The 26,686-nt window shown below is 63.0% G+C and carries 20 protein-coding genes; 5 read left to right on the top strand and 15 right to left on the bottom strand.

Annotated elements, in window-relative coordinates:
- Window positions 1–90: 90 nt before the first annotated feature.
- A complete protein-coding gene (locus J9889_RS07655) occupies window positions 91–1,230 on the bottom strand; it encodes a PatB family C-S lyase (protein WP_041212604.1) in 1,140 nt (379 codons plus the stop codon).
- 164 nt (window positions 1,231–1,394) lie between these two features.
- On the opposite strand from J9889_RS07655, the gene J9889_RS07650 reads away from it, so the two are divergent.
- Window positions 1,395–2,567 (top strand): MFS transporter, encoded by a 1,173-nt coding sequence (locus J9889_RS07650; protein ID WP_210556272.1) that lies wholly within the window; start codon window positions 1,395–1,397, stop codon window positions 2,565–2,567.
- A gap of 71 nt (window positions 2,568–2,638) precedes the next feature.
- On the opposite strand, the gene J9889_RS07645 is transcribed toward J9889_RS07650, so the two are convergent.
- Window positions 2,639–3,523, bottom strand: a complete 885-nt coding sequence (locus J9889_RS07645) for a LysR family transcriptional regulator (RefSeq protein WP_210556270.1) — start codon at window positions 3,521–3,523, stop codon at window positions 2,639–2,641.
- 89 nt (window positions 3,524–3,612) lie between these two features.
- The gene (locus J9889_RS07640; RefSeq protein ID WP_210556268.1) at window positions 3,613–4,368 is read right to left on the bottom strand and encodes a YciK family oxidoreductase; all 756 of its coding nucleotides are present in this window, start codon (window positions 4,366–4,368) and stop codon (window positions 3,613–3,615) included.
- A 224-nt stretch (window positions 4,369–4,592) separates the two neighbouring features.
- On the opposite strand from J9889_RS07640, the gene sohB reads away from it, so the two are divergent.
- Window positions 4,593–5,600 carry a protease SohB gene (sohB, locus tag J9889_RS07635; protein ID WP_039040521.1) on the top strand — a complete coding sequence of 336 codons (1,008 nt, stop codon included), beginning with the start codon at window positions 4,593–4,595 and terminating at the stop codon, window positions 5,598–5,600.
- Window positions 5,601–5,830: 230 nt separating this feature from the next.
- On the opposite strand, the gene astB is transcribed toward sohB, so the two are convergent.
- Window positions 5,831–7,168 (bottom strand): N-succinylarginine dihydrolase, encoded by a 1,338-nt coding sequence (gene astB / locus J9889_RS07630; protein ID WP_210556266.1) that lies wholly within the window; start codon window positions 7,166–7,168, stop codon window positions 5,831–5,833.
- 360 nt (window positions 7,169–7,528) lie between these two features.
- On the opposite strand from astB, the gene topA reads away from it, so the two are divergent.
- Window positions 7,529–10,150, top strand: coding sequence for a type I DNA topoisomerase (topA, locus tag J9889_RS07625; RefSeq protein WP_210556261.1), 2,622 nt, complete (start codon window positions 7,529–7,531; stop codon window positions 10,148–10,150).
- 115 nt (window positions 10,151–10,265) lie between these two features.
- On the top strand, window positions 10,266–10,436 hold the full coding sequence (locus J9889_RS07620; RefSeq protein WP_164882955.1) for a hypothetical protein: 171 nt from the start codon (window positions 10,266–10,268) through the stop codon (window positions 10,434–10,436).
- Window positions 10,437–10,519: 83 nt separating this feature from the next.
- Here the strand turns inward: J9889_RS07620 and J9889_RS07615 are convergent, their stop codons facing one another.
- From J9889_RS07615 to rimO, 11 genes are all read right to left on the bottom strand, one after another.
- The gene (locus J9889_RS07615; protein ID WP_039040524.1) at window positions 10,520–10,870 is read right to left on the bottom strand and encodes an MGMT family protein; all 351 of its coding nucleotides are present in this window, start codon (window positions 10,868–10,870) and stop codon (window positions 10,520–10,522) included.
- 66 nt (window positions 10,871–10,936) lie between these two features.
- Window positions 10,937–12,490, bottom strand: coding sequence for a PAS domain-containing methyl-accepting chemotaxis protein (locus tag J9889_RS07610; protein WP_041212609.1), 1,554 nt, complete (start codon window positions 12,488–12,490; stop codon window positions 10,937–10,939).
- Between the two features lie 192 nt (window positions 12,491–12,682).
- Window positions 12,683–14,539: a beta-N-acetylhexosaminidase gene (locus tag J9889_RS07605; protein WP_210556259.1), complete on the bottom strand. Its 1,857-nt coding sequence runs from the start codon at window positions 14,537–14,539 to the stop codon at window positions 12,683–12,685.
- A gap of 67 nt (window positions 14,540–14,606) precedes the next feature.
- Entirely contained in the window at window positions 14,607–15,479 is an 873-nt protein-coding gene (locus J9889_RS07600; RefSeq protein WP_210556249.1) for a BadF/BadG/BcrA/BcrD ATPase family protein, read from the bottom strand.
- 104 nt (window positions 15,480–15,583) lie between these two features.
- Window positions 15,584–17,311 (bottom strand): glycoside hydrolase family 9 protein, encoded by a 1,728-nt coding sequence (locus tag J9889_RS07595; protein WP_210556247.1) that lies wholly within the window; start codon window positions 17,309–17,311, stop codon window positions 15,584–15,586.
- 107 nt (window positions 17,312–17,418) lie between these two features.
- Window positions 17,419–18,417 carry an ABC transporter ATP-binding protein gene (locus J9889_RS07590; protein WP_039040529.1) on the bottom strand — a complete coding sequence of 333 codons (999 nt, stop codon included), beginning with the start codon at window positions 18,415–18,417 and terminating at the stop codon, window positions 17,419–17,421.
- A gap of 11 nt (window positions 18,418–18,428) precedes the next feature.
- On the bottom strand, window positions 18,429–19,451 hold the full coding sequence (locus J9889_RS07585) for an ABC transporter ATP-binding protein (protein ID WP_128345545.1): 1,023 nt from the start codon (window positions 19,449–19,451) through the stop codon (window positions 18,429–18,431).
- Window positions 19,448–20,353 (bottom strand): ABC transporter permease, encoded by a 906-nt coding sequence (locus J9889_RS07580; RefSeq protein WP_010673904.1) that lies wholly within the window; start codon window positions 20,351–20,353, stop codon window positions 19,448–19,450. Before J9889_RS07580 ends, J9889_RS07585 begins: the two co-directional genes overlap by 4 nt.
- A gap of 1 nt (window position 20,354) precedes the next feature.
- The gene (locus J9889_RS07575) at window positions 20,355–21,338 is read right to left on the bottom strand and encodes an ABC transporter permease (protein WP_010673905.1); all 984 of its coding nucleotides are present in this window, start codon (window positions 21,336–21,338) and stop codon (window positions 20,355–20,357) included.
- 117 nt (window positions 21,339–21,455) lie between these two features.
- Window positions 21,456–23,138: an ABC transporter substrate-binding protein gene (locus J9889_RS07570; protein ID WP_010673906.1), complete on the bottom strand. Its 1,683-nt coding sequence runs from the start codon at window positions 23,136–23,138 to the stop codon at window positions 21,456–21,458.
- A 545-nt stretch (window positions 23,139–23,683) separates the two neighbouring features.
- Window positions 23,684–25,111: a 30S ribosomal protein S12 methylthiotransferase RimO gene (rimO, locus tag J9889_RS07565; protein WP_234921231.1), complete on the bottom strand. Its 1,428-nt coding sequence runs from the start codon at window positions 25,109–25,111 to the stop codon at window positions 23,684–23,686.
- 486 nt (window positions 25,112–25,597) lie between these two features.
- On the opposite strand from rimO, the gene J9889_RS07560 reads away from it, so the two are divergent.
- A complete protein-coding gene (locus J9889_RS07560) occupies window positions 25,598–26,557 on the top strand; it encodes an IS110 family transposase (protein WP_210556246.1) in 960 nt (319 codons plus the stop codon).
- Window positions 26,558–26,686 lie beyond the last annotated feature (129 nt).

Here is a 26,686-nt window from a genome sequence, read left to right as displayed (position 1 = left end):
TCATCTTATCCGTATCAGACGGGAAGCTGAACGGATTTTACCGCTTTTGCGCGCACCGGGCGGCCTGGGGCCGCCGCCCGGGACGGTTCGCTAGCGGGTCTGGAGAATGGCTTTCTCCATGCGGGCCAGGGCCTCGGTGAGACGGGCCCGGGTGCAACCAAAGTTGAGTCGCACGAACTGGCCGTTGCCGAACTGGGCGCCGGGGGAGAGACCCACGCCCGCCTGTTCGAAGAAGGCGACGGGATCGTCCAGCCCCAGGGCGCTCATGTCGATCCAGGCGAGGTAGGTGGCCTGGTTGCGGGCCAGCTTGACGCCGGGCCAGCGGGCCACGGCCTGCTCGATCAGGGCCAGGTTGCCGGTCAGGTAGTCGAGCTGTTCATTCAGCCACTGCTCGCCCCCCTCATAGGCCGCCTCGGCCGCCACGAACCCCAGCAGATTGACGTCGGCGCTGATGCCGCGCATTGCCTGTTGCAGCTTGAGCCGCAGGCGGGCATTGGGGATCACGGCGAAGGAGCAGCACAGGCCCGCGATGTTGAAGGTCTTGCTCGGCGCCATCATGACGGCGGAGCGCTCGGCCGCCTCCGGGCTCAGGGCACCATAGGGGATGTGGCGGGCATCCTTGTCCAGCAGCAGATCGCAGTGGATTTCGTCGGAGCAGATCACCAGGTTGTGGCGCTCGGCGATGGCGTCGATGGCCAGCAGCTCTTCCCGGGTGAAGACGGTGCCGCCCGGGTTGTGGGGGTTGCACAGCAGCAGCAGATCCGCCGAGGGGGCCTGACGCTCAAGCTCTTCGAGATCCAGCACCCAGCGACCTTCTTCCTCCACCACGGGGACGGTGAGCAGGGGGCGGTCATTGAAGCCCGGCGCCTGCAGGAAGGGGTAGTAGACCGGCTTGGGGGTGATGATGCCGCGCCCGTGTTGGCTCCAGGCCTTGCAGGCGAGATTGAGGCCCGGCACCACCCCGGGCAGGAAGACGAGCCATTCGGGCTGGATGGTCCAGCCATAGCGGCTGGCCAGACGCGATACGATGAGTTCGATGAGCCGGGGAGAGGGGCGCGAATAGCCGAAGATGCCGTGGGCGACCCGTTTGGTAAGGGCCTCCAGTACGGCGGGGGGAGAGACGAAGTCGGTGTCTGCGACCCACATGGGCAGGACATCCTGACCCTTGTATTTGTCCCATTTCAGGCTCATGGTACCGCTGCGATCTATTTCCCGGTCAAAATCAAACATGTTAAATCCTTGTACTGGCGCTGGATGGGCTTCCAATGTACGGACTTGGACGCCCCCCCGCAACCCTTGAGGTGGCTGTTGATAATGGCATAAAATAGCCGCCGCCATACGCCAAGCCCGCCCGCATCTGGCTCCTTTTTTTCTTCCATATCAATGGTATCTCTATGAGTTTGCTGTCTGCTGCCCGCAAGAGGCCGGATCCCGTCTCTCTCTCGTTTCTCGCCGTGACCTTCATGACCGGGGTGGCGGTGGCGCTGCAGGTGCCGACCTTGAGCCTGTTTCTGGCCGAGGAGGTGCAGGTGCGCCCCTTCCTGGTGGGGCTCTTCTACACGGTGAACGCGGTGATCGGCATCCTCATCAGCCAGTGGCTCGGCCACCGCTCCGACAACAAGGGGGATCGCAAGCAGCTGATCCTGCGCTGCTGCTTTGCCGGCATCGTGCTCTCCCTGCTGTTTGCCTGGAACCGGCAGTACTGGTTGCTGGTGAGCCTGGGGGTGCTGCTGGCGAGCCTGACCGCCACCGCCAGCCCGCAGCTGTTCGCCCTGGCGCGGGAATACGCCGACAGCCGCAACAAACAGGCCGACATGTTCAGCTCGGTGCTGCGGGCCCAGTTCTCCCTGGCCTGGGTGATAGGGCCGCCCATCGCCTTCGCGCTCGCCATCGGCTACGGCTTCAAGGTGATGTATCTGGCCTCGGCGCTGGCCTATGTCATCTGCGCCTTCGTGGTGTGGCGCTGGCTTCCCTCCCTGCCGCTGCCGGTGATGGACAGCGAGGTGGAGCGGGTAAGCAGCTGGCGGGACCCGTCGGTGCGGGCGCTCTTCATCGCCTCCACCCTGATGTGGACCTGCAACAGCATGTACCTCATCAACATGCCCCTCTACATCACCCGCGAGCTGGGGCTGGAGGAGAAGCTGGCCGGTTTGCTGATGGGCACGGCGGCGGCCCTGGAGATCCCCTTCATGCTGCTGGCGGGCTACTACACCCGGTGCTTCGGCAAGCGGCCCATGATGCTGCTGGCGGTGCTGGCCGGGGTCGGTTTCTATGGCGGTCTCGTGACCCTGTCTAGCCAGCATGCCCTCATTGCGCTGCAACTGCTCAATGCCATCTTCATCGGCATCGTGGCCGGCATCGGCATGTCCTATTTCCAGGACTTGATGCCGGGGCGCGCCGGAGTGGCGACCACGCTCTTTTCCAACAGCATCCGCACCGGCTCCATCATGGCGGGGGCCATCGCGGGGACGGTGGCGGAGCTCTGGAGCTTCCACGGGGTCTTCATGGTGGCGGCGGCCCTGGCGCTGATGGCGCTGGCCGCCTGTTGGCGGGTCCCCAACGTATAGGGGATGCAAAAAGGAGCCGATGCCAGGATGTGCCGGCACCAGTGCCCCGGTCGTGCGGGGAAGAAGCGGCCTTACCTGGGGTTGTCTCCCTGGTATTCGATGCGCAGGCAGCGCAGCAGCAGCTCGGCCGCCGGTCCCAGCGCCTCCACCGAGGGGGTGAGCAGGTAGGTGTAGAGATAGCGTTCGTTGCCGCCGGTGAGATCCAGCTGCACCAGCGAGCCCTCGGCGAGCTCCTCCTGCACCAGGTGGCGGGGCACCCAGGCGTAACCCATGCCAAGGCGCATCATGTTGAGCACCTCGTGATAGTGGGTCGCCTTCCAGCCGGTGTCGTCCGCATCGTTCCAGTCCACCGAGCGGTGGATGGGGGGATGCAGGCTTATCTGGTTGTGGCTGGCCAGCACCTCGGCGGTGATGGGCTCTCCCTGCTCCGCAAGGGGGTGGCCCGCTGCGCACAGAGGAAGCAGACAGACTTCGTCCAGCGGCAGGCCGGTGCGATCCTGGGGCAGGTGCTCGGAGAGCATCAGATCTCCCGCCTGCAGCGCATTGAAGTGGCAGTGGATCCGCTCGTGCAGGTTGATGCGGCAACCGCGGCTGCGGGGGTAGAAGTGGGCCAGCGCCCGGTAGAGGCGCTCCCGCGGCTGCACCACGGACACATAGAGGTTGATCTGCGGCTCCCACTGCCGCTCCAGGTTGTTGGCCAGGTTCTCCAGCTCTTCCACCTGCTGGCTGAGCTGGCGCGCCCGCTTGAGGAAGATCTCCCCCGCCGGCGTCAGCACCGCCTTGCGTCCCCGCACCTCCAGCAGGGCCACCCCCAGACTCTGTTGCAGCTTGGCAACCGCATGATTGAGGGAGGATTGGCTCTTGTTCAGCGCCTCGGCAGCCTGGGCATAACCGCCGCAGTCCACCACCGCCTGAAAGATCCGCCATTGCTCAAACGTGCTCTTGGGACGAAACATAGTGCAACCTGTCTGGGGCCGATGGGATTCAACAGGGCGCGCCTTGGCACCCCCTCTTCACTGTAATCCCATCCGGTTGATTTGTTGATTTATTTGGGCTGGGCCCCGAAGGTCTTGCCGCTCTGGCCCTGACTGTCACGCCCCATCAGGTAGAGATAGAGGGGCATCAGATCGGCCGGGGTCTTGAGGGTTTGCGGATCTTCCGCCGGGAAGGCGCTGGCCCGCATCCTGGTGCGGGTGCCGCCCGGGTTCAGGGTGTTGACCCGCACCCTGGTGTTCTCCAGCTCGTCCGCCAGCACCTCCATCATGCCTTCGACGGCGAACTTGGAAATGGCATAGGTGCCCCAGTAGGCGCGCCCTTTGCGGCCCACGCTGGAGGAGGTGTAGACGATGGACGCCTCGCCGTGCTCCTTGGCGGTCTGGCGAATGAGGGGCAGCAGCGCCTGGGTCAGCAGGAATTCGGATTTGACGTTGACCTGCATCACCTCGTCCCACTCCTGCTCCTGAATGTGTTCGAACGGCGACAGGGTGCCGAGCAGCCCGGCGTTGAACAGCACGCCATCGAGGCGGCCGAACTGCTGGGCGAAGGTTTCCGCCATACCGCGGTAGTGGGCGGCAGTAGCCCCTTTCAAGTCCACTGGCACGATGGCGGGCAGGGGGTGACCGGCCGCTTCAATCTGGTCGTAGACCGCCTCCAGCTTGGCACTGGTACGCCCGAGCAGGATCACGGTGGCACCGTGGGCCGCATAGGTGAGGGCCGCTTCGCGGCCGATGCCGTCACCGGCACCCGTCACCAGAATGACCTTGTCCTTGAGCAGATCACGGGGGGCCTGATAGTCGAGCATGTGGACTCCTGTTAACAATGCCTGGCGGCTTGGCGCAACGAATCGAGTGGGCAAGTGTACTGATCCGGCCCGGCAGTTGACCAGTATGAGACGGCAAAAATGTGAATAAAACAGGGCGATAGCGTCGATCCCTCCGCCCTTGGCACGGAAGATGGCAGAGTTTTTGCGCGAGGGGGGCAAACTCCTTACTATGTGAAAAAACCGGACATAGCGCGGAGCATCAAGTGGCATTTTTGACCGAATACGGCCTGTTTCTGGCCAAGACCCTCACCTTCTTGCTGGCTATCGGCGCCGTCATCCTGATGGTGGCGAGCAGCCGCCAGCCCAAATCCCGCAAGGGGGAGCTGGTGGTGACGGATCTCTCCGGCGAGCTGGAGCAGGGGCGCCATCAACTGCAGGCAGCCTTGGCGGGCAAGGCCGAGCGCAAGCAGATGGAGAAGACCCGCAAGGCGGAGCACAAGGCCAAAGCCAAGGGGGAGGATGAGCGCAGCCGGCTGTTCGTCATCGACTTCAACGGCAGCATGGATGCCAAGGAAGTGGCCTCCCTGCGGGAAGAGGTGAGTGCCGTGATAGGCGTGGCCCGGCCCGGGGACGAGGTGCTGCTGCGCCTCGAATCCGGCGGCGGCGTGGTGCATGGCTACGGCCTGGCCGCCTCCCAGTTGCAGCGGCTGCGGGACAAGGACATTACGCTGACCGTGGCCATCGACAAGGTGGCGGCGAGCGGTGGCTACATGATGGCCTGCGTCGCGGACAAGATCCTGGCGGCGCCGTTCGCCATCGTCGGATCCATCGGGGTGATTGCCCAGATGCCGAACTTCAACAAGTTGCTCAAGAAGCACGACATCGAATTCGAGATGCACACCGCAGGCCAGTACAAGCGCACCATCACCATGTTCGGCGAGAACGACGATCTGGGGCGGGAGAAGTTTCGCGAGGAGCTGGGGGCCATCCACGAACAGTTCAAGGCCTTCGTGGCCGAGCACAGACCCGGTCTCGACATCGACAAGGTGACCACCGGCGAGCATTGGCTGGCGAGCCAGGCCAAGCAGCTCGGTCTGGTGGATGCGCTTTGCACCAGCGATGACTACCTGCTGGCCCAGGCCAGCCATCACAAGGTGGTCGGCATCCGCTACAGCAAACCAAGGAGCCTGACCCAGAAGCTTGGCAAGCAGGCTGCACTGGGGCTGGAGGCCGGCCTTGGTCGGCTGTGGCAACAAAGCCCCTGGCGCTGAGAACCTGTTTCGAGCTTACTGCGAGGTCGTGATCGAGGCTCATGTGCTGCTCGGAATCCTCATGTGTATCTACACACTCCGGTTCCTGCGCTGCTCTTCACCTTGCTGACGATCTCTCGCTACAGCTCGTGAACAGGTTTTATAGCTCAGTGCAAAGGACTAAAAAGAGAGCCGGGCATTGCCCGGCTCTCTTTTTTTATTGCGTCGGCTCTGCAGGCCGATGGCGCACCTCAGCGCTGGAAGGGGTAGACGGAGCCGAGTTTCAGGATCTGGGTCAGCTCGTCCAGGGCGGTGCGGGTCTCCAGCACCAGGGAGGGGTCGCGCAGATCGTCCAGCGCCAGGCTGTCGCGATAGTGCTTCTCGACCCACTGATCCAGGCGGGCAAACTGGCTGTCGGTGATGAGGCAGGCCGGGTTGACCGCGGCGAGCTCGGTGTCGTTCATGGCAACCCGCAGACGCAGACAGGCGGGGCCGCCGCCGTTTCTCATGCTCTGCTTCACGTCCATGTAGTGGACGTCCTTGATGGGGGTGCCCAGGATCACCAGCCTGGCCAGATAGGCGGACACCGCCGGGTTGTCGCGGCATTCGGTGGGGGCGATGATCGCCATCTCGCCGGATGGCAGGGTGAGGATCTGGGTGTTGAACAGATAGGACTTCACCGCATCCTGCACCGACACTTCGCTGGTCGGCACCTCGATGAAGTGCAGCTCCCCGTCGCCGAACTTGGTACGCACCTCGGCCAGCGCAGCGTCGGTATTGAGGAACGCCTGCTGGTGGAAGAACAGCACGTTCTGGTTGCCCACCGCGATGACGTCGTTGTGGAACACCCCCTGATCGATCACGTCCGGGTTCTGCTGAATGAAGACCGCACTCTCATCCCCCAGGCCATGCAGGCGGGCGATGGCCTGGCTCGCTTCCAGGGTCTGGCGGGCCGGATAGCGTTTGGGGGCGGGCTGGGAGACGTCGAAGGCGCTGCGGCCATAGACGAACAGCTCGACCCCGGCCTCGCCATAGGCGCGGCACAGCCGGGTGTGGTTGGCGGCGCCTTCGTCACCGAAGTGGTCGTTCTCCGGCAGATGCTGGTGGTGATAGAAGTGGCGATCGTTGTTGAACACGGCCCGCAGGATGCGCCCGGTCACCTCGGGCTCCAGGGAGCGGTGGAACTTGTTGGTCAGGTTGGCGGGGGTGAAGTGGATGCGGCCATCCTGGGTGTCGGCGCTCGGGGAGACGGTGGCGGCGTTGGCGGTCCACATGCTGGAGGCCGAATAGCAGGCGGCCAGCACGGCGGGGGCCTGTCTGGCGGCCTGGGCCAGGACGCTGGCATCGTTGCCGGTGAAGCCCAGGCGGCGCAGGGTCGCGAGATCCGGTCTCTCCTGGGGGGCCAGCACGCCCTGCACCATGCCGAGGTCGGTCAGCGCCTTCATCTTGCGCAGCCCCTGCTTGGCCGCTTCCTTGGGGTTGGAGGCCTCTTTGGCGTTGCTCTGGGAGGCGACGTTGCCATAGGAGAGGCCGGCATAGTTGTGGGTGGGGCCGACCAGGCCGTCGAAGTTGACCTCGAAGTGCTTCATGATCACATCCTTTCGATTTTTATATGGGGAGCGGTTCCTTCCGCGCACAAAGCTGCGGTGTGCGGCCATTATAAAGAGATTTCATCCTTTGTAACAAGCTGATAACCAGAATGGGTTTTTATGTCACAAGGGTGGCTGGATATGTCATTTCCAATCTAAAAAAGGGGGGGATATAGCATAAAAACAAAAAAGCGGTTGCTTCCCGCGCCCCGGCTTCGCATTAATAAATAAAGAAGCAGGGCGGTTCGGGCTGTCGGGCAAATTGACCCGCAAGATTGCTTTTTCCCGTCAAATCTCTTATACAGCCCCACAAAACCGCACGCCAACCCCGTCGGGTGCAATGAGGATAATAGTTACAGCATGGGCAAATCACTGGTCATCGTGGAGTCTCCGGCCAAGGCCAAGACCATCAACAAATATTTGGGCAAGGACTACGTGGTGAAATCCAGCGTAGGCCACGTGCGCGATCTGCCGACCAGCGGCAGCGCCAGCACCGAGCCCAAAAAACCTGTCATTCGCGGCATCAAGCTCAGCGAATCCGAGAAGGCGGCCAAGGATCGCAACGCCCTGTTCTCAAGGATGGGCATCAACCCGACCGCAGGCTGGCAGGCCAACTACCAGATTTTGCCCGGCAAGGAAAAAGTGGTCAGCGAGTTGCAAAGTCTGGCCGCCAAGGCCGACACCATCTATCTCGCAACCGACTTGGATAGAGAGGGGGAAGCGATCGCCTGGCACCTGCGCGAGATCATCGGTGGCGACGACAGCCGCTACAAGCGCGTGGTGTTCAACGAGATCACCAAGAGCGCCATCCAGGAGGCGTTCGCCCAGCCGTCCGAGTTGAACATTCATCGCGTCAACGCCCAGCAGGCCCGTCGTTTCCTCGACCGGGTGGTGGGTTACATGGTCTCCCCGCTCTTGTGGAAGAAGCTGGCCCGCGGCCTCTCCGCCGGTCGGGTGCAATCCGTCGCGGTGCGCCTCATCGTCGACAAGGAGCGCGAGATCAAGGCGTTCGTGCCGGTGGAGTTCTGGGAGCTCAACGCCGACCTGCTCACCGCCGAGAAGAGCGAGCTGCGCATGGAAGTGGTCAGCCGCAACGGTGCCGACTTCAAGCCGGTGACCCAGGCCGAGACCTTCGCCGCCGTGGCGGCCCTGGAAGGGGTCGACTACAAGGTGGTCAACCGGGAAGACAAGCCGACCGGCTCCAAGCCGTCCGCTCCCTTCATCACGTCCACCTTGCAGCAGGCCGCTTCTACCCGTCTGAGCTTCGGGGTCAAGAAGACCATGATGATGGCCCAGCGTCTCTATGAAGCGGGTTACATCACCTATATGCGTACCGACTCCACCAACCTCAGCAAAGAGGCGGTGGACGCGGTGCGGGAATACATCGGCGAGCAGTATGGCGCCGCCTACCTGCCGAGCGAGCCGAACCTCTACGGCGCCAAGGCCAATGCCCAGGAGGCCCACGAGGCGATTCGCCCCTCCAGTGTCCAGGTGACTGCCGAGATGCTGGAAGGGATGGAGCCCGATGCCATGCGGCTCTATGACCTCATCTGGCGCCAGTTTGTCGCCTGCCAGATGACCCCGGCCCAGTACGACTCCTCCACCCTGACCGTCAAGGCAGGGGAGTTCGAGCTCAAGGCGCGCGGTCGCACCCTGCGCTTCGCCGGCTGGACCAAGGCCCTGCCGCCCATGGGCCGCAAGGGGGAAGACAGCCAGCTGCCGGCGGTGACCGTCGGCGAGGTGCTGAAACTGGTCAAGCTGGATCCGCGCCAGCACTTCACCAAGCCGCCCGCCCGCTTCACCGAAGCGGCCCTGGTGCGCGAGCTGGAAAAGCGCGGCATCGGCCGTCCGTCCACTTACGCCTCCATCATCTCCACCATCGTCGACCGTGGGTATGTGCGGGTCGAGAGCCGCCGCTTCTTCGCCGAGAAGATGGGTGAGATCGTCACCGACCGCCTGGTGGAGAACTTCGTCGAGCTGATGAACTACGAGTTCACCGCCAAGATGGAAGACAAGCTCGACGGCATCGCCGAGGGGAGCCTGGAGTGGAAGAAGGTGCTCGACGCCTTCTACGCCGAGTTCACCCAGGAGCTGGAGCAGGCCGACAAGCCCCATGAAGAGGGAGGCATGCGTGCCAACCAGATGGTGCTGACCGACATCGACTGCCCGGATTGTGGCCGCAAGATGGGTATCCGTACCGCCACCACCGGCGTCTTCCTCGGTTGCTCCGGCTATGCCCTGCCGCCCAAGGAGCGCTGCAAGAAGACCATCAACCTGGTCAGTGCGGACGAGTTCGTCTCCGCCACCGACGGGGATGAGGCGGAAACCGATGCGCTGCGTGCCAAGCATCGCTGCGGGATCTGCGGCACCGCCATGGACGCCTACATCATAGACGACAGCCGCAAGCTGCACGTCTGTGGTCGCAACCCGGATTGCGATGGCTACGAAGTGGAACAGGGGCAGTTCAAGCTCAAGGGTTACGAAGGGCCGAGCATTGAGTGCGATCGCTGCGGATCCGAGATGCAGCTCAAGAATGGCCGTTTCGGCAAATACATGGGTTGCACCAACGAGAGCTGCAAGAACACCCGCAAGATCCTGAAAAATGGCGACATCGCGCCGCCGAAAGAGGATCCGGTACCCCTGCCCGAGCTGAAATGCACCCAGTCCGACGCCCACTTCGTGCTGCGGGACGGCGCTGCCGGCCTGTTCCTGGCCGCCAGCAACTTCCCCAAATCCCGCGAGACCCGTGCGCCCCTGGTGGAGGAGCTCAAGCGCTTCCGCGATCGCCTCTCTCCCAAGCACCAGTACCTGGCGGACGCCCCGGCGTCAGATCCTGACGGAAACGCCTCCGTGGTGCGCTTCAGCCGCAAGACCAAGGAGCAGTACGTGATGACCGAGGTCAACGGCAAGGCGACCGGCTGGACAGCCCATTACGACAACGGAAAATGGCAGGAGAGCCTGCCCAAGGCGAAGAAAGCCTGATGGCGACGCCGCTCACAGCATGATGAAAGAGGCCCCTTGCGAGGGGCCTCTTTGTTGGTGGATGGCGATATACTGGAATGGCTGCATGGATGGCAGCGCAAGACAGGGAGTTGTCATGGAGATACATGAAATACGGCCGGGCATGACCTGCCTGACCCGTGAAGGAACCGCCTATGTGCTGGAGGTGGACAGACAGAGTCTGCTGGTGCTCTTGCAACGGGAGGATGAGACCATCCCGGTACAGGTGCGCAGCGATGACATTCTGGGGCCCATTGCCGGCGACTAGGGAAGAGAACGTGACGGAGGGCGACCACAGAGGCCCTCCCTTTGTTGCAAGAGCCCCCATCCCTTCGGGGCGTGCCAGCCTCGTCAGAAGGGAACCAGAAAGAGCAGCTCGGCCAGGTCGGGCTGCCACTGCCACTCCCGCATCCTGACCCGCCCGCCAATCACGGGCACCCCCTCCTCCTGCAGCAGCCCCGCTTGCTTGTCAAAGCCTGCGGATCCTTTTGGCAGCGAAATGGTGCCTGCCGCCCCCAGCACCCGGTGCCAGGGCAGCACCTTGTCGGTCTCCCGCAAGACTTTTCCCACCAGTCGTGCCCGTCCGGGCAGGCCCGCGAGATCCGCCACCTGGCCGTAGCTCACCACGCGGCCGGGGGGGATCAGGGCCAGGATCGCCTCGATGCGGGCCGTCTTGTCCAGGGGGGGCGCGTTCGTTCTCATGATGATGGCTCGTCAAAAACAGCAGAAGCGCCATTGTGGCGCTTCTGTCATGGAGCTTGCAATCTGTCAGCCGAAGGTCTGGCTCAGTCCCCTGAGCTCGCGGGCCCGCCTGAGCAGCTCCTGGCTGGAGTCGTCCACCGCCTGGATCTTCTGGCTGTTGGCGCGGGAGTATTCGGAGATCTGGTGGATGTTGCGGCTGATCTCCTCCACCACCACCTGCTGCTGCTCCGCGGCGGCGGCGATCTGGGTGGAGAATTCGGTCACCTGATCGATTTCACCCAGCACCAGGTGCAGGTTGCCTGATCCCTGGCGGGTCATCTCGACGCATTCCCGGGTCTGGGCCAGGTTGTCCTGCATCATGCCCTGCCAGCGCTCCAGGGTGTGCTGGATTTGGCTGATGCTGCCCTGGATCTGCTCGGTCGCCTTGTGGGTACGGGTCGACAGGGTGCGCACCTCGTCCGCCACCACCGCAAAGCCGCGCCCTTGCTCGCCGGCACGGGCGGCCTCGATGGCGGCGTTGAGGGCCAGCAGGTTGGTCTGCTCGGCGATGCCCTGGATTTCACCCATCACGCTGCCAATGCGCTCCGACTCGCTGGCGAGCTCCACCGCGGAGTGGAAGGCCTGCTCCGCCTGGCTGGCTAGCCTGGTCATCTGCTGCTGGGTCTGGTCCAGCTGTTCCACCGTGCTCTGGCAACTGCTGCGTGCCTCGGTCACCTGGCCGTTGGTGTCCTGGATGTTGCGGGCAATCTCGTGTGCGGTGCTGGCCATCTGGGTCATGGCGGCCGCCATCTGCTGGGTCTGGGCATCCTGCTCGTTGATGTCGAGGAAGGCGCGGTGTGAGGAGTCCTGCAGATCGGTTGCCAGGGCCTGAAGCGGATGGGTGGCATCGTCGACCCGCCCCAGCACGGTGCGGATCCGGGCTTGCAGCATCTTCAGGTGAAAATCGGCGATGGCCCCCGGGGCATCCCCCGAATAGACCAGCCGGGTCAGGCTGTCATATTGCTGACCGAGCTGCCTGAGATAGCGGGGCAAGGCGATGAGCTCGCGCCAGTAGGCGCCCGCGATGGCGAGGGGGGGAAGCAGCATCAGCAGCGCGGTGAGGGGGCCCTGGGTGAGGGCGGCCCAGACCAGCAGCGCCAGCAGTGGCAGGCCGAGCATCAGCGGCCTGAAACGGCGCAGCGAGGGGCGGGCCGGGGTGCCCCGTTGCTCGGCCGAAAGCAGGGCCCGATAGGCCTGGGCGGCAGCCTGCTTGAGCTGGGGGTCGGGCTTGCAGCGCACCGACTGGTAGCCGCTTATCTTGCCGTGCTCGTAGATGGGGGTGACGTAGGCGTCGACCCAGTAATAGCGGCCATCCTTGCAGCGGTTTTTCACCACTCCCCGCCAGGGGTTGCCCTCCTTGAGGCGATCCCAGAGATCGGCGAAGGCGGCCTTGGGCATGTCGGGGTGGCGAACCAGGTTGTGGTTGTGGCCGACCAGTTCATCGACCTGGTAACCGGCGATGCGGCAGAAGGCGGGGTTGGCGTAGGTAATGACGCCGCGCAGATCCGTGGTGGAGACGAGTTGCACGTCGGCGGGAAATTCCACTTCACTGTCCACGACCTGGGCGTGTTTGCGGGCCATAAGGGTAAGCTCCGATCTGTTTGCTGATTGTTATTGTGGCGGAACCGCAGGGAGATGCATCCCCTGTCTGGTTTCATCGGGGGCCTTATTTTGCCAACAAAGGCAGATGAAAAGTAGGGGCTAGGTTGGGTTTTTGTTGTTGATGGGTAAAAAAACGGCGACCAAAAGGTCGCCGAAAAGAAAAAGATAACACTACCTCTGTGGCACCCGGTAACGCACTTGCAACTGGTCGAGGATGTGCAGCTGGCCGGGCAGACGGGCGACGAAGTGCTCCCACACCTTGCGGGCGGGAGTGCTCCAGGCCACCTCTGCCGTGGCCAGCATGCGCGGGAACAACATGTAGTCGAGACGATCGCGAGAGGTGATCAGTTCCGACCACAAGGGGCTCAGCACCCCCAGGATGTTATCGTTGGCATGGAAATCGGCCGGGGCAGGATCGCATGCATGCACCTGCGCCAGGTTGAGGGTACCCGCCCAGTAGAGTCCCGGCTCGTGGATGTCCTGACTCCAGGCGAGATCCAGATAGAGGTGCTGGGCAGGCGCCATCACCACGGGGTAACCGGATGCGGCGGCATCCAGGCCGGCCTGGAAGCTGGTCCAGGCGAAGACGGTGGCCTCCCGGCTCACCTTGTCACCGTGCAGTATCTCTTCCCACCCCAGCATCTGCTTGCCCTTGCTGGCCAGGTATTGCTGGCAGTGGCGCAGCAGGTGCCCCTGCAGCTCGCCGCAATCCTGATACCCTTGCTCGGCCATCAGCTGCTGGCAGGCGGGACTGTCGGTCCAGACGCCGGTGGGCACTTCGTCCCCCCCCATGTGAACCTGACTCCCTGGGAAGAGATCGCACACCTCGTCCATCACGGCGTCCAGGAACCGGTAGGTGCCGGGCAGGGCCGGGTTGAGCACGTTGTCGTCGAAATATTGCACCGAGAGGTAGCGGGAGCGGTCTGCCTCTTCCACCAGCAGCTCGGGCAGCGCCTTGATGGCGGCGTGACAGTGCCCCGGGATGTCTATTTCCGGAATGATGGTGATGCCAAGCCCGGCGGCGTAGGCGACCAGCTCGCGCACCTCGCTCTGGGTGTAGTAACCGCCATAAGGGTCGGGGCCGCCGCTCAGCTGGGGCCCCACCGCCAGGCCATGGCCGCGCCAGGCACCCACGGCGGTCAGCTGGGGGAAGGCCTTGATCTCAAGGCGCCACCCCTCGTCATCGGTGAGGTGCCAGTGGAAGCGGTTGAACTTGTAGAGGCTCATCTGCTTGAGCAGGCGCTTGAGGGTGGCGATGGAGTGGAAGTGGCGGGCACAGTCGAGGAAGATGCCGCGAAAACCGAAGCGCGGTGCATCCCGCACCGTCAGGCAGGGCAGGCTCTCTCCGTGTTGCAGCGCCCACTGGGCCAGGCTCACCAGCCCGTGTCGCCAGCCCGCCTCGCCGGCGGCCCGGATGACGATCTCCTCAGGGGTGATGGTGAGCTCATACCCCTCGGGGGGAAGTGTCGCCTCGACGAGGTGGATCTCCGCATCGTGATCCTGGGTCAGGGCCAGGCCTGTCAGCTCGTTGAAATGGGCTAGCAGGGAGGCGAGGGGAACGGGGCCGTCGACGTGGGCCCGCTCGGCCAGCCGGAAGTTGCCTTCTGTATAAATCAGGTGGGCGGGCTGGGGCACGAGGCCATTGACGGCCTCCACCTGTGGCAGGTCGGGGCCCGGGGAGGGCGGGTTGGTCAGGCCAAGGTCTTCCCCCTCCAGCACCAGGGGTTGCAGCTGTCCCTTGCTCTCCAGGCTCAGGAAGAAACCCTTGGGCATATCGGAGTCATGCTTGAGCGGGGTGTTGCGACAACAGAAGAGCAGCTCGCTCACCCCCTCATGGGGCACCATGACCTTGTAACTGCCGCTCTGACGCTCCAGGGTGCCCCCTTCGATCGAGTGGGGATCGATCTGGCGGGCGAGGCAGAAGTGGAGTTTCCAGGGGGCTGCTGGCAGTTGGCTCAGGGTGAAGCGAAACCAGACATCGTCACCGTCACGGTGATCGACCCGGGTGTGGATCAGGGGTGCGGACATGGGAATTCCTCTGATGGGGTGAAGGAAACGGGAGCCTGTCCCGCAGGTGTTGTCGGCCCGGCAAGGCTCAGGGATGCAGACATGGCAGCGCCTCCGTCCTGGCAAACAGGATGGCCCCCTCCAGCGCGTCGCGCTTGGGGGCGACCAGATGGAAGTGGCCCAGACGGGGGGCGAGGCGCGTGCCGATGCCGCCCAGCAGGGCGATCCGGTCTGCCCCGAGCTGGGTCATGCCCTCCAGCAGCATGCCGAGCTGGGCACAGGTCTCATCCAGCAGGGCGGTGGCGAGATCGTCCCCGTCGCTCGCGGCATCGAACACCCAGGGGGCGAAGCGGCCATAGTCGGCCGGGATGGCGCGCGCAGCCCAGCGCACCACCTCGGCCTGATCCCGCTTGAAGTGATCCATCAGGCGCACCGCCAGGGTGCTGGGGGGCAGGATGCCGTCGTGGCAGAGCTGGGATTGCTGGATGGCGCGCAGCCCGAGCCAGGCGCCGCTGCCGAGATCCGAGACGGGGAATCCGCGACCCGAGCAGGTGCGAAGGTGTCCCTCCCGGTAGATGAGCCCCGCCGAGCCGGTGCCCGCGATCAGGATGGCCCCCTCCTGGCCGTCGAAGGCGCCGAGGCAGGCACCAAAGGCATCGGAGGTGAGCTTCACCCGCGCAAACGGGAAGGGCATGGTCAGCATGGCGTGGTAGCAGTCGGCGAGCTCGGCGGAGGCGAGTGCGAGCCCGACTCCCATCCGCTGTTCGCTCTCTCTGGGCAGACCCGCGTCGATGCGGGCCTGATCGATGGCAGCCAGCACATGACCGTGGGCGAGGGCGATGCCCAGCTCCAGATTGGAGCCGGCGGCGCGCCCCTCGCCGAGCAGCTTGCCTGCGTTGTTGCGAATGCGGGCCCGGGTGTGGGTGCCGCCGCCGTCCACCCCGACCCAGAATTCAATCATGGGGGCCTCCCTGCGCGCTTTGCCAGGTGATGGCCAGGGTAAACCTGGCTGGCGGTATGGAGGATCCAGGGCTCTCCCCGGTGCGAGTGATGTGTGAACCGCTCTCAATCATGGTGGCCTCCTTGTGCGCTCTGCCAAGTGATGGCCAGGGCGAACCAGGCGGCGTGCGGGATCCATTGCTCCCCCCAGCGCCAGTTCTGATCCAGCCGATCCTTGTACGCCTCTGGAATAAAGGCCACGTCATTTTCGTCATCGAAGCCGGCGGTGATGCCGTTGCAGATCCCCCCCTGCGCATTGGGGTAGCCGGCGGTGTATTCCGGGTTGTTGATGCCCTGACCCGCCAGCATGCAGGCGTTGAAGGGGTTTCTCCCCAGGATCCAGTCGAGCTGCTGCTGGCCGAAGGTGCGCAGCAGTGCGCTCTGCCCGGGCAGGTGCTGCGCGGCAGCAAACGCCATGGTGGCGAGCGATGCCAGCCGGGCGTTCTCCCCCTGCCACCAGTAACCCGACTCGTTGTGATGGGGCATAAAGAAGCTCACCCGGGGCGCCTCATCGACCCCTTTCACATACTGGCGGGCGAGGGCGAACGGGTTGCCTGCCCGGGCCGCGAGGGCCAGCTCGGTCGCCAGGGCCTGCTCGGCGACGGTCCGGGCCGCCCACTGGCGCGCCGGATCCGGCTCGATGGCGAGATACTCCAGCAGCGCCAGTACCGGCAGGCCCGCCTCGGCGGCGTGGTAGTAGGGGCGAGAGCCATCGTCGTTGGCGGCCCAATGGTGGCCGAGATCGGGATGGGCGCGCTGGCGGGCGCACAGCCGGCCAGCCCGATCCCGCGCCTCGGAGAGCCACTCGGCGCTCAGCGTTCTGGTGAGCTCGACCGCCGCCAGCAGGGCGCAATAGTCGTCGATGATGTTCTCGACCCCGTCGTCCAGGTAGGCGAGGTTGTGCTCGCGCAGGTGCAGGTAGCCGCGTCTGGCCGCTTCGGCGTACTGGCTTGTGTCAAGGTCGCCGCCACTCGGTTCCCGGGCGGCGCGGGCCAGGGCGGCGATGGTCATGCCGCCCCCCTGGCGAAAACCCGCCTGCCAGCGGGCGGACTTGATCCCCTGCTGGGTCGCATAGGCGCACAGCTCCCGCTGTTCGGGATCCTTGCTCCACTTGTCGAACAGGGTCATGTAGAAGAAGCCGCTCTCGTCCTGCATCCGGCAGAGAAAATCCGCCCCGTGCAACCCCTCGTCATTGAGCCGTTTGCACAGGTTCATCCCGTCGATGTCGCGACGTGTCGCCAGGAGTTCCCGGCACTTGAGCAGGGACCAGACCACCATGGGGGTCTGCTGGGGATTGAGGTAGTTGGCGTAGGAGAGGTGACTCAGGTACTTGCTCATGTCGCCGCTGGCGTCGAACCAGCCGCCATGTACGTCCCGGCGCTGATCGGTGCCAAAGAGGCGTGCCCTGCGGTCTGCCCGGTCGAAGGTGCCGCTGGCGCGTTGTCCCTTGAAGTAGTGGATGACATCGGAGAGGCAGCGGCGCGCCAGCAGCCCCCGGCCGATGGCAAAGGGGGTGGAGCGCACCAGGCGCTTCTGCGCTCCCGTGGTCACGACGGCCTCCAGCCGGTAGTGGCCGGGCTCGGTGAAGGCGGAGAAATCGGCCCGCCAGTAGTGGCGCCCCTGCCAGCCGGGGACGCATCCCGCTGCCACCAGCGGCGTCTCCAGCAGGAGGTGGTCGTCCTGCTGGCGCAGCAACCTGACGTGGCCGCGGATATCGAGGTCGGCGCCGCACTGCAGCAGGGCGCTCTTCTCCCCGTGGCATTCGTAACCCACCTGGTTGATCAAAAGTTCCATCAAGGTCTTACTCCGAAGGCTCGCCCCTGGCGGGCGAGGCTCATTGCGGGGCCTTGCGGCCCCGACGCGAGGCATGGCCGGGCGACGGCGCCCGGCCGCGGGCCTGCTTACCCCTGTTCGTGGAGGTAGCAGCGCACGAAGTGGTTGTCGGCGAGCCGGGTCACCGGGGGCAGGCTCTCCTTGCAGCGGGGCATGGCCTGATGGCAGCGCCCGGCAAAGGGACAGCCACGGGATTCCGGGGTCCAGAGCGGGATCTCCCCCTTGCGGCCTCCCTCCAGCTCGGCGTGGATGCTCTTCTCGGGATCCGGCACCGCCGAGATGAGCAGCTGGGTGTAGGGGTGCTGGGGGTGGTGCAGGATCTCGTCCACCTCCCCCCACTCCACCATGTGGCCCACATACATCACCGCCAGATCTTCGGCCACGTAGCGGGCGGTGGCGATGTCGTGGGTGATGTAGAGCATGGAGACGCCGAGCTCGTTCTTCATCTGCTCCATCAGGTTGAGGATGCCGATGCGAATGGAGACGTCGAGCATGGAGGTGGGCTCGTCCGCCAGCACCACTTCCGCCTCCACCGCCAGGTTGCGGGCGATGTTGACCCGCTGGCGCTGGCCGCCGGAGAGCTGGTGCGGGTACTTGGCCGCGGTCGCCTTGGCGGGAGTCAGCCCCACCTTTTCAAGGAGGCCATAGACCATGTCGGGCAGATCCCGCTTGTCACTCACCTTGCTGTGCAGCAGCAGGGGGCGGGCGATGTGGTGGTAGATGGTGTGGGTCGGATTCAGTGAACCGAACGGATCCTGCCACACCATCTGCACGCTCTGGCGATAGTCCAGCAGGGCGGTGCCCTTGTTGAACTCCTCCAGATCCCGGCCACGGTAGAGGATGCGGCCGTTGGAGAGCTTGTACATCTTGGCGATGATCTTGGCGATGGTGCTCTTGCCGGAGCCGGATTCCCCCACCACTGCCAGGGCGCGGCCCCGGTGCAGGTTGAAGGTGATGTCGGACAGCGCCCGCATCTTGCCGCTCTTGATGGCGTTGGAGTTGACGGCGAAGTCCTTGTAGAGGTGCTGGACCTCGATGATGGGCGCGTCGGTTTGGGCGATTTGCATGACAGACATCCTTAACAGCCAGCGGCCTTGTCCAGATGGATCGGAAGATCCGGTTGTTCCTCTGCTGCCTCATGAAGGTGACAGGCAGCTTGTTGGCCGGGCCGGATCTCGGCCAGCCGGGTGTATTCCTGGCGGCAGCGCTCATGCACCTTGGCGCAGCGTGCCTGGAAGCGGCAGCCCACCGGCACCTCCAGCAGATTGAGTGGGCTGCCAGGGATCCCCTCCAGCACGGTCTTGGGCCCGAGCAGGGGGGGGAAGGAGTTGCCAAGGCCCCGGGTGTAGGGGTGCAGGGGCGCGGTCAGGATCGCTTTGGCCGGCGCCACCTCCACCAGTTCCCCCGCGTACATGATGCCGATGCGATCGCAAAATTCGACCATCAAGGAGAGGTCATGGGTGATGAAGAGGATGGAGAAGTTGAACTTCTCTTTCAGTGCATAGACCTTCTGCAGGATCTCCCGCTGCACCACCACGTCGAGCGCCGTGGTGGGTTCGTCCATGATGAGCAGCTCGGGGTTGAGGGCCATGGCGATGGCGATCACCAGCCGCTGGCGCATGCCGCCGGAGAACTGGTGCGGATAGTCCTTGAGCCGGCTCGGGTGGATGTCGACGATCTCCAGCAGCTCCTGGGCGCGCTTGATCGCTTCATAGCGGGTCATGCCGGGGTTGTGGGCCAAGAGCACGTCGCAGAACTGCTCCTCCATGCGCAGCACGGGGTTGAGCGCATTCATGGCGGACTGGAACACCACGCTCGCCTGGCGCCAGCGGTAGCTGCGCAGTCGCTCGTCGTCGAAGCCGAGGATGTTCTCTCCCTTGAACAGGATCTCGCCGCCGCTGATGTAGGCGGGCGGTTTGTGCAGGCGCGCCACCGAGAAGGCGACCGTGGACTTGCCGCAGCCGGACTCGCCGGCGAGGCCGAACACCTCACCCGGCATGATGTCAAAACTGACCGAATTGACGGCGCGCACGTCGCCGCTCTCGGTGATGTAGTCGACGCAGAGCTGGCGCACCGACAGCAGGGGTTGTTGCGGCTTCATGCTGTCTTCTCCTGAGCAGTGATGGGAGTGGCAAGCTGCTTCCAGCGGCGCAGGCCCTTGTGGGAACGAAGCTGCGGGTTGGCGATTTCGTCGATGGCGAAGTTGAGCATGGCGAGGCCCGCCCCCAGGGTGGCGATGGCGAAGCAGGGGGCTAGGATCTCCCACCAGGCGCCCACCAGGATGGCGCTCGAGGTCTGGGCGTTGTAGAGCATGATGCCCCAGCTCACGACGGTCGGGTCGCCAAGGCCCAGGAACTCCAGGGTCGCCTCGGTGACGATGGCGTAGATGATGGACCCGATGAAGCTCACCCCGATGATGGAGATGAGGTTCGGCAGTATCTCCACCAGGATGATGCGCCAGGCCGGTTCACCCAGCACCTCGGCGGCGATGACGAACTCCTTCTCCCGCAGGGCCAGGGTCTGGGCGCGGATGACCCGGGCGCCATAGGCCCAGGAGGTCAACCCTATGATAAGGGCGATCACCATGGGGGAGGCCTCTCCGATGAAGCTTGCCAGCACCAGCAACAAGGGGAGGTTCGGGATCACCAACACCACGTTCATCAGGAAGGTGAGGCACTCGTCCACCACGCCGCCGAAGTAGCCGGCGGTGATGCCCACCGTGATGGCCAGGGCGCACACCAGCAGGCCTGCCCCGAAGCCCACCATCAGGGAGATGCGGGCGCCGTTGGTGAACTGGGCCCAGAGATCGTGGCCCATGCGGTTGGACCCCATCACCAGCTCCACGCTGGGGGGCTGGTGGGGGCGGGCGACCCGCTTGGTGGGTTCGTTGCTGGCGAGCAGCGGGGCGAACAGGGCCATCAGCACGAAGGTGACCACGATGGCGAGGCCGAAGGCGGCCTTCTTGTTACCCAGCAGGATTTTCAAGATAGTCGGCATACGCATCTTATTTGCCTCCTGTACGCAGACGGGGATCCAGGAAGACGTAGAGCACGTCCGCCAGGAAATTGAAGCTGAGCATGGTGATGGTCATGATGAGCAGTTGCCCCTGGATGAGGGGGTAGTCACGGGCCAGGATGCCCTGATAGAGGGTCAGTCCCAGGCCGGGGTAGTTGAAGATCACCTCGGTGATGAGGGATCCGCCGATGACGAAACCGAGCGCCATGGAGAGGGCGGTGACGCTGGGCAGCACGGCGTTGCGCGCGCCGTAGTTGAAGATCACCCGGTTGCTGGAGAGCCCCTTGGCCTTGGCCATGGTGATGTAGTCCTCGCCCAGGAGGTTGATCATGTTGTTGCGCATGGTGATGAGAAAGCCCCCTACCTGCACCGCGGCCAGGGTGCCCACCGGCATGATGGCGTGCAGCAGGATGCTCTTGATGTGTTCCCAGCCAAAATCGGCGGGGATCTCGGGGCTGTAGGCGTAGCCGATGGGCAGCCAGCCGAGGCTCACGCCGAACAGGAAGAGGGCGAGCAGGGAGACCACCACGGGGGGGATGGCCTGCATCACCAGGGTGAGCGGGGAGAGGATGCTGTCCATGCGTCCGCCTCGGTACCAGGCGGCGAAGATGCCGACGATGGAGCCGATGGAGAAGCTCAGAATGGTGGAGGTGCCCACCAGGAACAGGGTCCAGCCGATGGCGCGGCCGAGGACGTCGGCAACCGGTTGGGGGTAGTAGCGCACCGAGGTGCCGAGATCCCAGGTGAAGACGCTCTTCACATAGGTGAGAAACTGGGTGCCGATGGGGCCGTCCACGAAACCGAAGGTGGCTTTGAGGGCTTCCAGTGCGGCGGGTTCCATCATGGCGCCGGCCCGGGCAAACATGACGGAGACGGGGTCCCCCGGCATGGCTCTGGGTAGCAGGAAGTTGATGGTGGCGGCCACCAGGAAGGCGACCAGATAGAAGGAGAAGCGTCTAAGTATAAATCCCATGGTGATACCTTTTACTGCAAGCCTGCCCCGCGCCGGGCAAAGCTCCCCCAACCCCGGCAACGACGGGGGATGGAAGACATGGCGGGGAAGAGGGCCCCCCGCAGGGGGCCGGGGTGATTAGCTGTTTGGCTTGAGTGACAGCACGTGCAGCAGACGCTCCGGAGTGTCCGGGTGTACCTGCGGCTTGGCGACCGGGTTGTCGGCACTGAACCAGCCATTGAAGCGCTTGGTGCTGTATTCGTACCAGGTCGGGTTGTTGAACACCGGGATGATGGTCTGGTTGGCCCCGACACGCTCCTGGATGGCGAACATGATCTCCTTCTGCTTGGCCGCATCGGCGGTCTGGGTGAAGTCGTCGATCAGCTTGTCGAGCTCGGGATCCTTGTAGCGGGGCGCCGCGAAGCGGTTGCCGCGCTCACCCATGTTGCGGGAGTGGAAAGCGGTCTCGAAGTACTTGTGCGGGTTGGCACCGGCAAAGTAACCCTGCAGGGCGACGTCGAAGTCACCGGTGATCAGGGACTCGGTCCAGACGGTGGCTTCCGGGGTGGCGGTCTTGGCGTTCAGGCCCAGGGCCTGCAGGCCTTCGACCCCGATCTGGACGGTGTTGACCCAGTCGGTCCAGCCGTTCGGTACCAGCACCTTGAACTCGATCTTCTTGCAGCTCGGGGTGTCGAGGAACTTGTCGCCGTCACAGTCCTTGTAGCCCGCCTGTTTCAGCAGGGCCTTGGCCCCTTCCAGGTCGAACTTGTTGTACTTGCCGTACTTCTTCTCGACATCCGGGTTGTCCCAGGAGGCGAATGCCTTGCCAAGCCCTGACGGGTACTCGTTGACGGTGGGGTAGCCGTAGCCTGCGATGTCCACCATGGACTGGCGGTCCATGGCCATGGAGAAGGCGCGGCGGAAGTTGATGTCGTTGAAGGCTTCGTGGTTGCCCGGGTTCTTGCTCTGGAAGTTGACGTTGAACGCCACTGTGCCGGAGGCGGGGAACCAGTACTTGTTGTTCTTGGGATCGTTGCCGACGTAGAGGCGCTCGATGTCCGGCACGAAGGAGCCGAACCAGTCCACGTCACCCTTCATCACGGCGGCCAGTACCTGGTCGTTGGTGGCCATCTGCGGCATGCGCAGGCAGTCGATGGAGAGGCTGGCGTTGTCCCAGTAGTGCGGGTTGCGGCACTGGGTGTAGAGCTGGGCGGAGAAGTTGTCCACTTCGGTGAAGGGACCGGTCCCGACCGGCTTGTCGTTGGTGAAGGCCACCGGGTCTTTCACCGACTTCCACTGGTGCTCCGGCACGATGGGCACCAGCACCAGGTCGTTCACCACGTTGGTGTTGATCTCGGCCAGGTCGAATTTGACCTTGTGGTCACCCAGCTTCTCGACACCCTTGATCTGGGTCCAGATGGAGCGCTCGTCCAGCGCCTTGTTGGCCTTGACCAGGTTGAAGGAGAAGAGGATGTCGTCGGCGGTGAAGGCTTCACCATCGGACCACTTGACCCCTTCGCGCAGGTCGAAGGTGACGGATTTCAGATCATCGCTGAAGGCGTAGTGGGTGGCCAGACGATAGACGGGTTTGCCACCCTGCATATCGTTGAAGATCACCAGCGGCTCATAGATGAAGTGACGGGTGGTGTGGAGCAGACCCGCTTGCAGGAAGGGGTTGAAGTTCTTGACCCATGCGGTTTCCTGCTGGGCAACCAGGGTCAGCACCGTCTTGTTGTCGGCGGCCATGGCTGTGCCGGTGGCACCGGCGAGCAGAGTTCCCAGCATGACTGAGGTTGCGATTTTGGATACTTTGGCAAGCATATTTTTTCCTTTCTTATTGGTCTTCCATGGTTTTGGAATGGAGCACCGACATCGCATGCTTGGATACCGGCCCTCGCTGTTGGTCAGGTTTTGCACCCTTGTAGTTGTGTCGTCCAACGCCCTTAGAAAAGCAGAATTAACAGGAAAACAACAACCCTTCATTTCGTCGATATCGTAAAAATTGCACGGCGCACGTCATTATCGTCAAAATGAATTTTAAATCTTTTTAAATTATAAAGTTACGTTAATTCTCACAAAGTAAAAAGTCTCATTGCCACTCCCTGTGACAACGATAATGTGAGCTGGATCGTGCTCGTTTTTTCCCCGTTGACACGGCTTATTTTTGTGCAGGAAACAAGCGACTCACGCGAGCGGAGAGAAGTGTGCGCTGGTTCACGGGCGCGTGCGAAAAGAGGGAGGGGAGGGAGATCGGTGATGAGGGGCGGGACAGGGGATGACAGGGGGGCATGCAAGAGCCTGACGGGCTGCAGACATTAAAAAAGCCAGTCGGTGAGACCGACTGGCTTTGAGGGGGAGTGGCGTGATTATTCCACCAGGCTGGCCCAGAGGTCGTACTCGTCCGCTTCGTCGATGCGGACCTTGACCATGTCGCCGGGCTTGAGGCCGGTTTCACCGTTCAGGTAGACCAGGCCGTCGATCTCGGGGGCATCGGCGGCGGAGCGGCCGGTGGCACCCTCTTCGTCCACCTCGTCGATCAGCACCAGCATCTCTTTGCCCACTTTACGGGCCAGCTTGCGGATGGAGACCTGCTGTTGCAGCTCCATGAAGCGCTGGAAGCGTTCTTCCTGCACCTCGGCCGGCACCGGATCCGGCAGCTCGTTGGCCTTGGCACCCTCGACCGGGCTGTATTTGAAGCAGCCAACCCTGTCCAGTTCCGCCTTGTCGATGAAGTCCAGCAGCATCTGGAACTCTTCTTCGGTCTCGCCGGGGAAGCCGACGATGAAGGTGGAGCGCAGGGTGATCTCGGGGCAGATCTCGCGCCACTTCTGGATGCGCTCCAGGGTGCGCTCGACGGAGCCGGGGCGCTTCATCAATTTGAGGATGCGCGGGCTGGCGTGCTGCAGCGGGATGTCGAGGTAGGGGAGGATCTTGCCGTCGCGCATCAGGGGAATGACGTCATCCACGTGCGGGTACGGGTAAACGTAGTGCAGGCGCACCCACATGCCGAGCTTGGCCAGCTCTTCGCACAGGGCCACCATGCTGGTCTTGACCGGCATGCCGTCGTAGAAACCGGTGCGGTGCTTGACGTCCACGCCGTAGGCGGAGGTGTCCTGGGAGATCACCAGGATCTCCTTCACGCCAGCCTCTTTCAGGCGCTTGGCTTCGGCCAGCACTTCGCCGATGGGGCGGCTCACCAGATCCCCGCGCATGGAGGGGATGATGCAGAAGGTGCAGCGGTGGTTGCAGCCTTCGGAAATCTTGAGATAGGCGTAGTGGCGCGGGGTCAGCTTGACGCCGTGGGCCGGCACCAGGCTGGTGAAGGGGTTGTGGGTGGGTTTTTCCACGTATTTGTGGACGTGGCCCAGCACCTCTTCATAGGCGTGGGGACCGGTGATCTCGAGCACCTTGGGGTGGATCTCGCGGATCTGGTTCTCTTTGGCACCCAGGCAGCCGGTGACGATCACCTTGCCGTTCTCGGCCAGGGCTTCACCGATGGCTTCCAGGGACTCCTGCACCGCGCTGTCGATGAAGCCGCAGGTGTTGACCACCACCAGCTCCGCATCGTCATAGCTGGGCACCACGTCGTACCCTTCGGTACGCAGCTGGGTCAGGATGCGTTCGGAATCAACCAGGTTTTTGGGGCATCCCAAGCTCACAAAACCAATCCTTGGGGGATGAGACCTAATAATGCTGGAAGTCGCTTGTTGGACAGGTTGGTTGTCCAATGGCTGAGCCTGCGTGGTTGCAGGCGTCAGGCTGTCTGAGCTGGGGTCAAAACGGTTGACAGTCATAGGGGGTCGCTGGTCACTGATGCAAAAAAAGATGGCGGATTATACCTGATGAGCAGGAAAGAGGAAGAAGTGATGTGTGTATTTTTTGACCTGCCATATTAGGTTTCAATACACGATATTTTGTGTCTTTTCCTGAGAGATGAAGATGATGCGCTCATCAACGACAGGGGCCTCGGTTACGAGTTCTGCCTCTAAGTCTTCAAGCCATCTTCGGCCGCCAGCATGTGCGGGAGACCTACATCAAGCAGTCCAGTACTGCCGTTGATTGCGACCGGCAAAATGAATCGCAGCTTGCTGATGATCCTAGCGTTGTTTCCTGATACCACGATTCGGAACATCCTCAATAGTTCAGCCCTCTAGGGTCGCTACTAGTTCAGATATGGCGATGGAGGGCGTTGTTAATGGGATGGTCGCCCCTACCCAAAACGGCATCTGAAGTGCCAAAGTGGCGAATGTACGTTCCCACTGATGAGAGAGGCGACCACCATGAAGGCTACGACAATCGGCATAGATTTGGCAAAAGAGGTATTCCAGGTTCACGGGGTGGGCGAGCACGGTAAGCGGTTGTTCAACAAGCAACTCAAGCGTTCACAAATGACCTCCTTTTTTGCCAATATCCCACCCTGTTTGATCGGCATGGAGGCCTGTGCCTCTGCCCACTTTTGGGCCAACAAGCTGAGCGCATTGGGTCATCGCGTCAAACTGATGGCTCCCCAGTTCGTCAAACCCTATGTCAAAACCAACAAACATGATGCTGCTGATGCAGAAGCAATCTGCGAAGCCGTCACTCGACCCAACATGCGGTTCGTGCCTATCAAGACCCCTGAACAGCAAGCAGTGCTGGCACTTCATCGGAGCCGTCAGGGATTCATCAAGCAGCGGACTGCACAAGCCAATCAAATCCGGGGTCTATTGGCTGAATTTGGCATCATCGTGCCCCGAGGGATCCATCAACTACAGCAACGGTTACCGGAGATTCTGGAGGATGCCGATAATTCGTTACCCAGCCTGTTTCGCGTGCAATTGAGTTTGTTACAGAAACATATGGAGTACTTGTTTGATGTTGTGGCTACGCTCGACAAGCAGATTGAGCAGTGCCATCAGCAAAATGCGCTATGCCAGCGTATCGGTAAGATCCCTGGCATCGGCCCTATCACTGCCAGTGCGTTGATTGCGACTATCGGCAACGCCAACAATTTCGAGAATGGCAGACAACTTGCGGCCTGGCTTGGCTTGGTGCCACGCCAGCATTCCAGTGGTGGTAAGCAAGTACTGCTAGGGATCAGCAAACGAGGCGATACCTATTTGCGGACTTTGCTTATCCATGGCGCCAGGGCGGTGTTGCAGTCAGTCAAACGTAAACAGGATACTGTATCGGGCTGGGCCAGTCGGCTATTGGAGCGCCGGAATAACAACATTGCCTCGGTAGCCAGGGCCGACGCATGATCATTCTTTGCGCTAGTTGATCAAGTATCGATCAGTTGAGCGGCGCCAAGTACGATTTTAATTGTACCTTGCGTTGCCAAGCTGTAAATAGTCGAGATCTTAACTAACTGTTTATTTTTATGGCCCAGA

Origin of the sequence: Aeromonas sp. PrichA-15 (genome assembly GCF_017939245.1) — a bacterium.
Taxonomy (GTDB): domain Bacteria; phylum Pseudomonadota; class Gammaproteobacteria; order Enterobacterales; family Aeromonadaceae; genus Aeromonas; species Aeromonas caviae.
Note: the sequence above shows the minus strand (reverse complement) of the source record. Positions and strands in the feature narration are given on the sequence as shown.

Coding starts and splice junctions, on each gene's coding strand:
- J9889_RS07655 (WP_041212604.1), bottom strand. CDS start 1,230: ATGTTTGATTTTGACCGGGAAATAGATCGCAGCGGTACCATGAGCCTG.
- J9889_RS07650 (WP_210556272.1), top strand. CDS start 1,395: ATGAGTTTGCTGTCTGCTGCCCGCAAGAGGCCGGATCCCGTCTCTCTC.
- J9889_RS07645 (WP_210556270.1), bottom strand. CDS start 3,523: ATGTTTCGTCCCAAGAGCACGTTTGAGCAATGGCGGATCTTTCAGGCG.
- J9889_RS07640 (WP_210556268.1), bottom strand. CDS start 4,368: ATGCTCGACTATCAGGCCCCCCGTGATCTGCTCAAGGACAAGGTCATT.
- astB (WP_210556266.1), bottom strand. CDS start 7,168: ATGAAGCACTTCGAGGTCAACTTCGACGGCCTGGTCGGCCCCACCCAC.
- topA (WP_210556261.1), top strand. CDS start 7,529: ATGGGCAAATCACTGGTCATCGTGGAGTCTCCGGCCAAGGCCAAGACC.
- J9889_RS07620 (WP_164882955.1), top strand. CDS start 10,266: ATGGAGATACATGAAATACGGCCGGGCATGACCTGCCTGACCCGTGAA.
- J9889_RS07615 (WP_039040524.1), bottom strand. CDS start 10,870: ATGAGAACGAACGCGCCCCCCCTGGACAAGACGGCCCGCATCGAGGCG.
- J9889_RS07610 (WP_041212609.1), bottom strand. CDS start 12,490: ATGGCCCGCAAACACGCCCAGGTCGTGGACAGTGAAGTGGAATTTCCC.
- J9889_RS07605 (WP_210556259.1), bottom strand. CDS start 14,539: ATGTCCGCACCCCTGATCCACACCCGGGTCGATCACCGTGACGGTGAC.
- J9889_RS07600 (WP_210556249.1), bottom strand. CDS start 15,479: ATGATTGAATTCTGGGTCGGGGTGGACGGCGGCGGCACCCACACCCGG.
- J9889_RS07595 (WP_210556247.1), bottom strand. CDS start 17,311: ATGGAACTTTTGATCAACCAGGTGGGTTACGAATGCCACGGGGAGAAG.
- J9889_RS07590 (WP_039040529.1), bottom strand. CDS start 18,417: ATGCAAATCGCCCAAACCGACGCGCCCATCATCGAGGTCCAGCACCTC.
- J9889_RS07585 (WP_128345545.1), bottom strand. CDS start 19,451: ATGAAGCCGCAACAACCCCTGCTGTCGGTGCGCCAGCTCTGCGTCGAC.
- J9889_RS07580 (WP_010673904.1), bottom strand. CDS start 20,353: ATGCGTATGCCGACTATCTTGAAAATCCTGCTGGGTAACAAGAAGGCC.
- J9889_RS07575 (WP_010673905.1), bottom strand. CDS start 21,338: ATGGGATTTATACTTAGACGCTTCTCCTTCTATCTGGTCGCCTTCCTG.
- J9889_RS07570 (WP_010673906.1), bottom strand. CDS start 23,138: ATGCTTGCCAAAGTATCCAAAATCGCAACCTCAGTCATGCTGGGAACT.
- rimO (WP_234921231.1), bottom strand. CDS start 25,111: ATGACTGTCAACCGTTTTGACCCCAGCTCAGACAGCCTGACGCCTGCA.
- J9889_RS07560 (WP_210556246.1), top strand. CDS start 25,598: ATGAAGGCTACGACAATCGGCATAGATTTGGCAAAAGAGGTATTCCAG.